This is a genomic window from Guptibacillus hwajinpoensis (genome assembly GCF_020171785.1).
Classification (GTDB): Bacteria; Bacillota; Bacilli; order Bacillales; family Guptibacillaceae; genus Guptibacillus; species Guptibacillus sedimenti.
On record NZ_JAIVAE010000003.1, the window covers coordinates 262,413 to 274,847 of the forward strand.

The 12,435-nt window shown below is 38.4% G+C and carries 12 protein-coding genes and 2 pseudogenes; 2 read left to right on the forward strand and 12 right to left on the reverse strand.

Annotated features, from left to right (window positions below; translation table 11 throughout):
- Positions 1 to 238: 238 nt before the first annotated feature.
- Positions 239 to 549, reverse strand: a pseudogene (locus LCL91_RS05275) (helix-turn-helix transcriptional regulator); the annotation flags it as partial.
- A gap of 321 nt (positions 550 to 870) precedes the next feature.
- Here LCL91_RS05275 and LCL91_RS05280 point away from each other — a divergent pair.
- Both LCL91_RS05280 and LCL91_RS05285 read left to right on the forward strand, forming a co-directional pair.
- Positions 871 to 1,215 carry a PadR family transcriptional regulator gene (locus tag LCL91_RS05280; RefSeq protein WP_224880615.1) on the forward strand — a complete coding sequence of 115 codons (345 nt, stop codon included), beginning with the start codon at positions 871 to 873 and terminating at the stop codon, positions 1,213 to 1,215.
- Complete coding sequence (locus LCL91_RS05285) at positions 1,206 to 2,456, forward strand: FtsW/RodA/SpoVE family cell cycle protein (protein ID WP_224880617.1); 1,251 nt, start codon at positions 1,206 to 1,208, stop codon at positions 2,454 to 2,456. Before LCL91_RS05280 ends, LCL91_RS05285 begins: the two co-directional genes overlap by 10 nt.
- An 80-nt stretch (positions 2,457 to 2,536) precedes the next feature.
- On the opposite strand, the gene LCL91_RS05290 is transcribed toward LCL91_RS05285, so the two are convergent.
- The 11 genes and pseudogenes from LCL91_RS05290 to LCL91_RS05340 form a co-directional block, all read right to left on the reverse strand.
- Positions 2,537 to 3,361 (reverse strand): DUF4037 domain-containing protein, encoded by an 825-nt coding sequence (locus LCL91_RS05290; protein ID WP_224880619.1) that lies wholly within the window; start codon positions 3,359 to 3,361, stop codon positions 2,537 to 2,539.
- A gap of 183 nt (positions 3,362 to 3,544) precedes the next feature.
- On the reverse strand, positions 3,545 to 4,048 hold the full coding sequence (locus LCL91_RS05295) for a phosphoribosylanthranilate isomerase (protein WP_224880621.1): 504 nt from the start codon (positions 4,046 to 4,048) through the stop codon (positions 3,545 to 3,547).
- Between the two features lie 816 nt (positions 4,049 to 4,864).
- A complete protein-coding gene (locus LCL91_RS05300; protein ID WP_224880623.1) occupies positions 4,865 to 5,029 on the reverse strand; it encodes a serine kinase in 165 nt (54 codons plus the stop codon).
- Positions 5,030 to 5,143: 114 nt separating this feature from the next.
- Positions 5,144 to 5,551: pseudogene (locus tag LCL91_RS05305) on the reverse strand (VOC family protein).
- Positions 5,552 to 5,609: 58 nt separating this feature from the next.
- Complete coding sequence (locus tag LCL91_RS05310; protein ID WP_224880625.1) at positions 5,610 to 6,044, reverse strand: GNAT family N-acetyltransferase; 435 nt, start codon at positions 6,042 to 6,044, stop codon at positions 5,610 to 5,612.
- Between the two features lie 402 nt (positions 6,045 to 6,446).
- Positions 6,447 to 7,013, reverse strand: a complete 567-nt coding sequence (locus tag LCL91_RS05315; RefSeq protein WP_224880627.1) for a class I SAM-dependent methyltransferase — start codon at positions 7,011 to 7,013, stop codon at positions 6,447 to 6,449.
- Complete coding sequence (locus tag LCL91_RS05320) at positions 7,010 to 7,930, reverse strand: NAD(P)/FAD-dependent oxidoreductase (RefSeq protein ID WP_224880629.1); 921 nt, start codon at positions 7,928 to 7,930, stop codon at positions 7,010 to 7,012. Before LCL91_RS05320 ends, LCL91_RS05315 begins: the two co-directional genes overlap by 4 nt.
- Before the next feature lies 1 nt (position 7,931).
- Positions 7,932 to 8,528, reverse strand: a complete 597-nt coding sequence (locus LCL91_RS05325; RefSeq protein ID WP_224880631.1) for an SAM-dependent methyltransferase — start codon at positions 8,526 to 8,528, stop codon at positions 7,932 to 7,934.
- A complete protein-coding gene (locus tag LCL91_RS05330; RefSeq protein ID WP_224880633.1) occupies positions 8,525 to 9,064 on the reverse strand; it encodes a TetR/AcrR family transcriptional regulator in 540 nt (179 codons plus the stop codon). Before LCL91_RS05330 ends, LCL91_RS05325 begins: the two co-directional genes overlap by 4 nt.
- Before the next feature lie 1,346 nt (positions 9,065 to 10,410).
- Positions 10,411 to 11,004, reverse strand: coding sequence for a YesL family protein (locus LCL91_RS05335; protein ID WP_224880635.1), 594 nt, complete (start codon positions 11,002 to 11,004; stop codon positions 10,411 to 10,413).
- A gap of 15 nt (positions 11,005 to 11,019) precedes the next feature.
- Positions 11,020 to 12,429, reverse strand: coding sequence for a glycoside hydrolase family 32 protein (locus tag LCL91_RS05340; RefSeq protein ID WP_224880638.1), 1,410 nt, complete (start codon positions 12,427 to 12,429; stop codon positions 11,020 to 11,022).
- Positions 12,430 to 12,435: the final 6 nt, after the last annotated feature.

A 12,435-nucleotide genomic window follows, 5' to 3' on the forward strand; every position in this document is an offset into this window, starting at 1 on the left:
AAATACTGATAACACACTCAATTGTAAATTTAATTCATATTTTGTAAAATGATCCACATGAACCACTTAGTATTTAATAAGTCGTGACTAATGGAATACTGCCTTTCAATTCAAACGTAATTTAAATCATGACAATACTCCTGGTTCCTTATTCTTTCAAATTAATATTTAATAGTTTAAACGTAGTTCTTTCTAAAAGCATGTTTGTATGAGAGCATCTTAAAAATGCTGACCTTCTTTTCGCTTCTGTTGGGGTTACGCCATGTAAATTAAAAACGATCTCGTAAGGGAGTCCAGTGAATTTTATCCATATTTCATCGCAACATCGATTATTTTTGCATTACTATTTTGAAGCTCGAATGCTACCAAACTTAGTCGTCTACAACGTATATATTCTGATAACATCATTCCTGCAAGAAAAGAAAACATTTTCTTAAAATGATATTCGGAACAATAAGCTTTGCTTGCGACTACTTTGTAGTCTATTTCATTAGTAAGATTTTTATCAATATACTTCATTGCAGTATTCATGTCCTTAAGCAACTCCAATATGACCTCCTTTCATCAATAGAATAACAGCAGTTTCCTCTATTTATCCGACATTTCGTGTACCATTTAGTAAGGTTAATGAACCAATAATGGTCCGTTAGTTCAATTCTGTCATCCGCATGTTTACACCCCATTTTTTTAAGAGCTCCGAGATAACAGTGCTACTTCCTCCTTTTAAAGTCTCCACAACAAACTGTTATGCAATTCCCATACGCAAAACTTTTGCCGTTAAACACACATTGACAGGGTTAGGCCGGCAGGATACAATACGCATATAATTACTATGCATCGAACTACTATGCATAAGGAGGGAATGTATCTATGAAAGTGAGTAAAGAGCTGCTTAAAGGGAGTACCACCACGCTGATTTTAAGCTTGCTGAACACTAAGCCAAGGTATGGATATGAAATCATCAAGGAGCTGGAATTAAAGTCTGATGGTATTTTCAGTTTCAAGGAAGGAACAATCTACCCTATTCTTCATACCCTTGAGAAAAAAGGACTTATTGTCTCCTTCTGGGGGGAAGGGACTGGAAAGAGAAAGAGGAAATATTACAAGTTGAATGAGTCAGGAAGAGAACTTATCCAAGAGAAAAAAGAAGAATGGTCTGTTTTTAAAAATGCAGTGGACCAAGTGCTTCATGGAGAGAAAACCGCATGGGAATAGATAAGAAATTCGAAGTATATATTGATAGGTTGTGTAAGCGGATCAGAAATAAGGATGTACATGATCACATCAAGCTCGAGATAGGCGATCATCTTCAAGAACTTAAAGAGGATGCCATGCGCAGGGGACTTTCTGAAGAAGAGGCTGTAAATGAGGCAATGAAGCATATAGGTGATGAGAAAGCATTAGGGAAGCAGTTGAACAAGACGCATAAAGCACCGTTAGATGTACAAACCATTCTTTCTGTTCTCGCGGTTTCTCTGTTCGGACTTCTGGTTATGTACTACCTGCAATTTCATTCCACCATTACAGCGCTTCATGAGATGAAGGTATTCAATAAAAGCCTGGTTTTCTACTTAGCCGGCCTTCTGCTCATACTAATTTTGTTCAAATGTGATTACAGAAAACTGGCTAAGTATTCGATCCGCATTTATGCAGGGACGTTATTCATTCTTTCATTGACCCTCCTTCTCGGTGTCCGGGTCGAAGGCATCCCATTTTTAAATATCGGCTTTGCTTTTATCAATTTCACTGAAATCACTCCATACCTCTTGGCCATATCCTTTGCGGGAATCTTTCACGCCTGGAATTGGAAAAATATTAAAAACTTCTGGATTGGAGCAGGGCTTCTTGCTGTACCGATCCTTTTGCTTTCAACGACTGGGGCAGTGGCTGCTACATTCATCAGTTTGGCGATATCCATTACCATTATGTCCGTGTCTAGCGCCAGCATCAAGCAAGTTTTATCCATTACTGTACCTGTATCCATTTTGCCGATGGTTCGTCTATTCGTCCAAACAGATACGTCGACATCACCTTATACTAGTTTGACTTTGAGAGATGCAAACTTTATCGGTAATGCCTTACAGTCCACTCCCGGACTGATGTCAGAAGTCCATACTGATTTCATTTTTTCGTACACCATCTACACATTCGGTTGGTTTCCCTCCATCATCGTGTTTGTATTGATTGCCTATTTCATTTGGAGAATCATTAGTACTGGCAGGAACATGGTTTATTCCTATGGCCGACTTCTTACTACCGGTCTAGCAACGACATTCTCCGCTCAGTTCATCCTAAACATCCTGATAAACCTCGGTTTTTCAGGGTTGCCCGGTGCAGTCATGCCTTTCATGAGTTTTGGAGGCTCTCATATACTACTTGAAATGACTGCTGTCGGTTTAATATTAAGCATCTACAGAAGACGCAATCTAGTCGAACAACATTTGGCATATAGTTGAATACCCAGGAAATTTTGATGTTTTCTACGAAAAATTATAAAAGATAACTAAATAAGCATGGCCGGACAAGCCGGTCATGCTTATTTAATATACTCTATATTTTTCTTTTGTTCACTTATATCCAATTCAGGATGGTGTACTCTCACCAATCTTATGACCTCTTCAATTAACCCCTCTAACTCTATTACACCTTTCTTTGGATCCCCTATTAATATTTCGTTCATTCGATTATGGAGATTTTCTGGTTTAATCTCCATAAGTTCAATATTATTCCCCATCCATTTAAAAGCTGGGTGATGAACATACATATGATTTAGGCCAAACAAAACTCCAAACAAGTTCTTTTGCACCCCACAAATGACATCGTAGAGCATCAACCAATCCTTACGTTTTAAAAGTGCTTCGCGGTTATTCCATCGATTACTCAACCAAAGATTTTCGGAAATCATATGTTTAGAAAGTGGTAATGGATATGTAGCAACCCTATTTTTTAATTCATTGATTTTTTCTTTCCCAAAAAGACTTACACCACTATGAATGGAAGCTAAAATACATTGCTTCTCATAGTCAGTTTCGTAATTTTCCACCACCTCGGAAATGAAGCGTTCTACTGTTTCAAACAAAAAGCTGCTAATCTCAAACTTAATGCCATTCTGATTTAAGTAAGCTTCCGACCACTCTTCATCTTCATAAGGATAATACGATAGAAAAGTTCCATTAATTTGCTTAATGGGATACCGTCGCTCCTCATCTGTTGGAGGGCTTGACCATAAAACATGTAACTCAATATCTGAGTGTTCATCTTGTAGGTTTTTAGATACTGAACCAGCAAGAATTATGGCTTCTATCTTTGGGTTTTCTTTATACACCGCTGCCATATCTATTGATTGTTGTAATAAATCCATTTTAGACCTCCACAACTTTACGTTTGATAATCGTATTTTTTTAAAAAGACAACTGGCTTTTTACAGCTATCTCAGCAATTTTTAGTACAGCAATAGATCCGATAATATGGAATACAAGATTTCGAGATGCTGAAAAAAGAATATTTCCTTCACGCATTTTACAATATAGATAAGCATAGGAATTTAGCTATTAAATCCTGCTTCTTTCAAAAACTCTATTTTCCTTATATCTTTATTGTTGTTTTGATCTGCCCTATAACTATCTTTTGATGAGGCGTTATAAACACTTAAATATTGTTCTGGGGTCAACAAATAATACTTAACTCCTTCATGTTGCTGCATCTCTAAGTCTTCTAATCGTACTCCAGCGAAGCTTGGTAAAGTGTCAATGATCCCAAACTCAACTGATAACCCTTCGTTGAAGAACTCATGTTCATGCAAATCAATTAACCTATAACCCATTGTGTTCATGATATTCACAATATCCATCCAGTTATGTATAGATAATTCTGGTGCTACTTCCCACCCTCTTTTATCACCAGGTACATGAATATCTAAGTCTTGAGCATTCCAGCTCTTACTAGTAATTACTTCTAAGCCAACTGAGCCCATTAGTAATGGAATAATGTCAATATTGTTTAATTTTTTGGTGATTTTCAAGAACTCATCAAACTTGTTATTAACCATTTGCTCCTCCATTTTTCCGAATTTATCACAACTCTGTTAAGTCAGTTAAAAAAAATACTCCGAGGGTCCTAGCTTGTGTAGCAAAATCATGTACTCTCTTAAATATTTGATCTGAGACAACCGAACAATAAGTAAATAGTTATTGCTACTGCTTAATAAATAATTCCAATAATCAACGCTACCGCCATACAAGTGATTGTTGCATATTTTGATTGCTTTATTATACGTTCTTCACCTTTACGCAAGGATTCAAAAAATGTGAGTGGAAAGTAAAAACATAAAACTATAAATAAAATAAGGATGATGCTCATCCCAATTCCTTCTCTAGATACTTCCATACGTGACATCAATCCGCCAACTATTTTGTATTTTGCAACTTACCCATACCCTTTTGAAAAGTTTCACCTATATTAACCAATTGATTGAAAGGGTTAAATAGTAATCCTCTGAACTTCAATTCTCGCTCCGATTTAATGGAGCATTAGCTTATTGCTACTTGTCTAAATGGGTGTTTCGGAGAATTCTCTAATCACTTCCATAATGAAACCCCAAGTAATAATCAATACTGGCGATAAATTTACTATCAAAGCGAAGATTCTTTTTCCTAATTTATCTTTACTAAACATTGAAACAATACTTACCGGAGTTCCAAATAAAGACAAAAGAAAAGTAAGCATTACATAGAATCTTAAAATATAATCGATTGTACTGGCACTCTCGTCCGGTGTAAATCCAATATAGATGAAGACTATAATCCCTGTAAGAGTAATCCACCCAATGCAGTAGGAAATTCTCGTAAGTAAGTTAAGACTCTTCCTATCCATGACATCTACCTTTTCGACTAATCAATATAGCAATGAAGAGATGACCGAACCCAACTATATTCATAATGATATCTCCTGAATTTCCTATGTCATTAATTTTCAACCCGCCTAAAAAACCACCAAATAAAATAAGTGGAATAACTATAAGCAATCTCAAAATTATTCCTCCGAACCCTTATGTGTAGGATATATCATACACTTACTTCAATACTATACTTAATAAAGATAAGCTCCGCAGCTACTGGAAAACTTGATTTTTACTTCAAATATTTTAAGGAAATGGTGCAACAAATTCTACTTTAATTCTATCTGGGTCTTCAAAGTAAACAGCATAGTGATGATTACCGCCCGCAAAAGGATGCAGATTTTCCTATATAATACTTATACCTCTCTCCTTGAGGTTATTAGCCATTTCGTCTACTCTTTTACGTGATGAAGCGTGAAATGCTAGGTGATTCAAACCAGCTCTACACCTGTGGTAAGGGTAAGGTATATCTAAAAATTTCTCTTCTGTTTGAACAAACACTATGTACGTTTCACCTAGCTTCCAACTTTGTCCTTTATCCCATTTCTGAAAAGGTTCATACCCTATCTCCTTTAAAAACCAGTTCCAGAATGAAGTGGATCTTTCCAGATCAGATACATAGATTTCAACGTGGTGAAGTAACCCCTCAGACATTTAGATCCCCCTTCTATTAATAAATGATTGCTCCGAAATACTTCAAGAATATTATTTATCATGAAATACTCATAGAAATTGTTCTGTTTTTAAAGCCTAGATTTTCATATATCTTAATTGCTTGATTTCCTTCAAAAACGGTTAAACGAATTTCGGAGTATCCTTCTTGTTTTAATTGTTCAACACCAGTTTTAATCAACTGTTTGGAAATACCTTTGCCTCTGCATTCCTCTATAACAAATAATTCATAAATAAATCCTATAGCCTTATCTGAAAATTGGTCTTTACTTCCTCCGATAAGAACCCAACCCGTTATTACATTGTTTTCAGTTGAAATTAAATAATAACTTCCTTTCTTTAAAAGAGTTTCTACTAGTTGTTTTGTCTTTTCAATCGTTGGTTCAGCTTCACCTAAAGTTCCCTCAAATATAGCCTGTGGGGAAAGTGATATTATCTTTTCAATTTCTACTTCGTTTGGTTTTCTTATGTCCATTTATCAACACAACCCTTCCAGAATGGGAGATTTTTCAATATACTAATTATTTCAAATTAAAACTAATAAATCCATCCTTTTTTCTTACAAAAAAGAGCCTATCTTATTAAAGATAAGCTCCGAGTTTGCGGAAAACTTGCTTAGAGATAAAAATTTTTCTACTTTCCCCTCATAACTCTTTTAACTTCTCCACATCTTTCACATTGATCATTAGCTCTTAGAGAATCTTGCTCACAGTTCATATAATGATCTACCTATCCCAATCTAATATCCATTTAGTTTCCAATTTAATGCTCACTTGCCTTATCGTTAAAGATTATTGAACTTGTTGTATATCTATACTCTGAAATACGGAATTCAGGAATGGTAGATCACTTAGTTGTTCTCCCCTTAATTGAATTGTTACCTTACACTCAACTGCCTTTTTTTCACGATATACATATGATAGTGCACATTGAATTCCGGGTAGTCTGTATAGCGGTCAGCAAGTACTTCCCACTCGTTTTCCGTCTCCTCCATCACACGCTTCAAGTATGTCTCCCTCTTTTGCCCTTGCATCATAAAAATGGCCAACACCCCACCGTCTTTCAGCTCCGCAGCAATACGCTGGACCAGTTTCGTTTCGCCCTCGACATCCCTTTTATAAAAATGCAGCATCGAATCCAACAGGACAATATCGTGCTCCGCACCTACTGGGTACGTGTAAACATCTCCTACTTTCCCGGTCACGTTTAACTGTTCGTCACAGGCGACTTGATTCATTTGATCGAGCCCGACAGTGGAGATATCGACGCCTGTCACCGTGTACCGTAACCTTCCTAAGCTTAATGAATCTCTGCCTTGTCCGCATCCTAGATCTAGTACATGCCCTTTCGGTTCATACTCCTGAAAGAATGCCACGAGTCCAGGGTAGGGATTTCCGAAATAATGATGTTCTTGATAATGCGTATCGTAGACTGGTTTTATCATGATACTCCACCGCGTTCCCAATCTTCCATCGCCATTTCATGATTGATTTCAGCAGCGACTTCATACCCTTCACTCGTAGCCTTCAGCAATCCAGAGAACACATTCTTCGTGTCTCCGATGACATATAATCCCTTCACAGCGGTTTTCGCTCCTTCTTCAGTTGCGACTCCCCCCATGTCTGTATAGTCGACGCCAAAATGGTCGAGAGAAAACGCCTGGGATTCACCCGTATCCATGATAAATCCGCCAGATCGATGGTACGCCTCCCCTGACACCATCACGACCTGCTGGAGCCGACCCTCGGTTGAAATAAGTTCTTCAATCGCCTCTTCCACAAGCTCCACACCATGCCCTCGTAAATCTTTCCGGTCTTCTTCCGAAAGCGCTGCTGCACCGTTTGTAAAAACAATTAGATCCTGACTCCAGTTATAAATCAATTTTACGTAATGAATAAGCCAAGGTTCGTTTCCGAAAATCGCCAATGGCTCATCTTTCCGCTCCCATCCGTCACAATACGGACATGGAAAAACTGTGGAGCCGTATACGTTCTGTAGTCCTATGATCGCAGGCAGTTCCTCTCTCATCCCCGCTGCCACAACGACCCGCCGGCTTGCATAGCTTTTCCCGTTATCTGTCTGAACGGTAAAAACGCCCTCTTCCTTTTCAAGTGCCGTAACCTTCGTTTCAACATAGCTTACCGTCGGATAAGCCTTGATTTCACTCAAACCGATCGACTTGAACGATTCAGGCTTCACACCACCGTCTCGTGTCAAATATCCGTGCGATGCATGCGTCACACTGTTCCGAGCAGCGTTGGCATCCAGTACAAGCATCTTCCGCTTTGATCGTCCAAACACAAGCGCTGAACTTAAGCCAGCAGCCCCTCTCCCTATTACAATCACTTCATATTGTTCCAACTTATCCTCTCCCCTTTCTAGCTTTCACACTTGCTGTTTTCGCTTCATATGTACCTTCCGCAACCCCAATTGGCAGTTCTCTCACCTGGTCTCCTAGATTTAGAACGTCAAGAGAAGGAGGAGTCTTCATTTCATCCGCCACTTTCTCAGATGATGGAAATTCCTCCAAGAGCCCTCCTGGTGGAAGCTCGTCCTCTTTTTTGACCAACCCAAGATACACGAGCAGACCGCCTTCCGCGAGCTGCTTTTCTAATCTTGAGAAAAGCGTCTCCCGTTCCTCTTTCGAAAAATGGACAAACGAGAGAAGAACCAAATCAAACTTTCCTTCGCCCGTGTATTTGAGTGCATCGGCTATTTCTGCTTCGATCGAATATCCCTTTTCCCGAGAATGTTCCTCGATGAACTGAACAGCCGCCGGAGCAAAATCGACACTCGTCACGTTCCATCCCTGCTGCGCCAACCAAAAACTATTGCCGCCTTCCCCGGCACCGAGATCAAGCGCACGCCCTGCCGGAACAGCCTCCAGCCATTCAACAACCCGCTCATCTGGTCTGGTCCAACGCGTCTTGTTCTGTTGATATTCCTCGTCAAAACTCACGACAACAATCCCTTCTTAAATGTTCTCCATGCAAGCTCCGGGATCTCTCTAGGGGCCACCGTCCCGTTGTGCAACGTCTCCCAAGCCGTCAACAGAACCCCGTCATACATATGGAACACCCACGCATCTGGCATAGAAGAATCAATATGCCCTGCTTCCCTCATACGCCCAATCAATTTATACAGCCCTTCGTTGACCTTTGAAAACTTGCACGTTTCCGGATCATGCTCTTCATGATGCCCATGCTCGCGGAATAAAAGATGAAATCCTTGTTTTCCCGCATTCGTCTTAATAATCGATTCCATCTGCTCCAGCGGATCCTCAAATCTGTCTATCGATTCATTGAAAATAACTAACGTCCTTTCAATCAGCACATCATGTATGGAAGAAAACAATCGCTCGCGGTTCTTGAAATAACGGTGAATCGTCATTCGACTTACGCTCGCCTGTTCCGCGATTGTCTCCATCGATGCGCTTTCGTCTTTTGAAAGAACATCAATTGCGACGTTCACGATGTTGGTTTGTGTTTTGTTCATTTCTTCACCCCTTGACGTTACAACTATGTAACATATTGTACAAACAAGTAAAGTTATAGTCAATAAAAAAGCAGGCACTCGTTCAGATAACGGGTTCGGTTTTGGAGTACAAAACAGTAAAAAACAATGGAAATAGACCTTTAAATGGTTAGGAACTAACACTCGAAATGACATATAAATTAACAGTAAAAATAACGCAATAAAAAGGAGCTTGGATAATCAAGCTCCTTTACCTATGACTTTAAATGTCATCTTATTCAATTAAAGCTCCAAGATTATGGAAGATGGTAAATTTTGTACAAAAACTTATGATACACTTAGATTAAGTAAGTTCAATATCTAACATTTCTTTTTTCCTCGAACGGAAGGATTAGGGGAGTCTGACTTCTAAAATTCTTAAATAAAGGTGGAATTTTATGCTTTGGCTTATGTTAATAGTTATATTTCTGCCTCTTATAGCAAGACGAATAGAAAGACATTTTCAACGATTAAAAAAAGAAAAAAATGAAATGAAGGACATCTTCAGTGATTGAGAGGAAATGATCTCCCACTTAAGTAACCTATTGCTTTAGTTATGAAACAAAATATACCACAGTGGAACTTCTACAAAACTGAAAGTTCCTATTTTTTGTAAAGTATCACATTAAACTTTAACATAGCCATTTAATTAAAAAGAAGCCTATCTTATTACAGATAAGCTCCGAGATACTGGAAGATAGTAAATAACGAATCCTTCTCTCCTAAGTCAAGACCTACTTTCATACAGAAGACTTAATATCGACATTTATTCAGGACCGTCAGAAAATGCAGCCAATAGATTAATATTCTAAATTACCTCATCTACTCAAATTCTAACCTATCTAAATTCCACACATTTTCTTCATAGTCATTGATAACTTTCACCCGTACTTTTTTCCCTTCACCATATTTATCTGGATAGGAAACTCGTATAATTTATGAACCTTGTATCTTTTCAAATACATATGACTCTGTATAAGATAATGCATCGCTAAATGTTCACTGTATGTTTATCCATGTTTACGGAAGCAAAGATAAGTGATTCTGAATTTCAACAGTTTAATAGTGTATATTTGTAAGCTATTAATGGTACTAGGTTTTAGTTATCCTTCTCATGGTTAATTAACCATGAGAAGGATAACATATGTTAATCATATGGAAATGCTGATGATACATTCGACTTCTCATTAATTAAATATCGGACTTTATAAAAGGCGCTTCCCCATATATGATGTTGTTAGACCTGACCAGCTAATTCATTGTGCTTAAAAATCTCTAATTTAATTTTAGATATAAAACCACCAGAAGTCTTGCCAGATTTTATTTAATTAGGTCATGCCACCAATTTTCTCAAAAGATAATAAACAGAATCTAAAGGTAATCATACTTACTGGAACGACTAATACAAATATTAAGATTGGCATGACATAGATAAGTGTTCCTAAAGTTAACCATATAAGGACAATCCCAAAAGAAGTGGAACCATCTAAGAAAGCTCGAATAAATGATTTTTTTATAAGATCCCATCCGCTTGCTCCAGAATGAACGAGTATTGGAAAAAGAAAAGTAGTAGTTAAAAGAAATATAATCAGAATCAATCCTGTCATAGAACTCAGTACAACTTTGATTATTCCTTCCATCTGCAAAAAGAATAAAGCATCCAATACTAATACGCTTCCAGCTAGGAACCAAACAGTCCCAATCCACCCTGTCTTTACATATTTTCGAAAACTATGTAAGTAATTGCGGAACACACTATCTTCTTGATCAATCTTCCAGATGCGAATGACATTGATCATAGCAGCTGTAGAGTGACCTATAGTAATAATTGGCAAGCACCCAAGTATCCATAAAAGATTTAGCAGTATCGAATTTGTTATCGTCTTCATGAAGATCGATGCTTTTCCATTTATCCCAAACATGTCACTCGCCCCTTTTTATTCGCTACATAGTTTTTGATAATTCGCTTTCAGTTTTTGGACGGTATATTCCAATTGTAACTCTTTACTTTTCGCTCTCCATTCCAATTCAAATTCGTCTCCGCTCATATAGAAAAGTTCTGTCATCACTTTTGCACCCTGATTAACAAAAATTTCTACAGAACACTCATCTATGATCATCTCCAAATTTTTTAAATGCTTTACTGGCATAGTATCGATACTCATAAAATGCTCAGAAAACTGCGCATCCTTCAAATTTGTTCTGTCTAAAGAAAAAGTGCCTACTGAAGGATCGAAGACTATCTTTATTTCTTCTCCTTCTCCTTTGATAGAAAGGTCAAAGGGAATAGCAGTCTTTTTGAATTCCGCAATTACCCGACTCTGTTTGGGCAGGATGTGGGAAACGGTTTCTACTGCCCCAATATGAACCAAATGTGAATCTATCCTCTCCACCAAAAGCTCTACACTTACTGGTTTTTGAACAAGAATTGCTTCCCCTTCTACATTTTCCAAAGAGAGTTTCCGAGGAATCGACATCGATCCACGGAAAGGATGTGTCGGACCCTCGTTCGCATACTGCCAATTATTCATCCAGCCTATCCATAAAGGTTGTGGAAGATTGCTCCACGTAACCGCTGCGTAGAAATCTCTCCCGAAGTCTGCCCATTTCACATATTCTTTGGGCTGATCACAATGGAATACCTCTCCGTCAAACTCCCCCGTAAAATATTGAATCGCAGAACCGCCGTTTGGTCCTCCTGGATTAATGCTGACAATCAGCACCCACTTTTCTCCTTCTTCCGTTTGAAATCTTACTAAATCTGGGCATTCCCAAACCCCTCCATGTGCTCCGTAATCCTGCCCGAACGAGGATAAATACGCCCAGTTCAGCAAGTTTTCAGATTTATAGAACCGGATATGGTCACCGCAAGCGAGGGACATTATCCACTGATTTTCATATCGAAAGACTTTTGGATCGCGAAAATCTTTCAAACCCGGATTCTCAATGACAGGGTTATGGGGATACTTCGTCCATGTCCGCCCTTTGTCATTGGAATAGGCAAGACTTTGTGTCTCATGTCCTTCGTTATGGTGAGTGAAAAGAGCAATAATTGTCGGGAATCCGTCTTCTTGTAATCCACTCGTGTTTTTATCATCCACCACTGCACTTCCTGAAAAAATCATCCCCTGTTCATCAGGAAATAAGGCGATCGGCCTGTGCTCCCAATGAAGGAGATCCTGGCTAATTGCATGCCCCCAATGCATCGGTCCCCACATTTCACTTTCTGGATGGTGCTGATAAAACAAATGATATTCACCGTCTAAATAATACAATCCATTTGGATCATTGATCCAGTTTTTCTCTGCGCTAAAATGAAAATGCGGACGATATGTTTCTTTCCCCATTTTTTG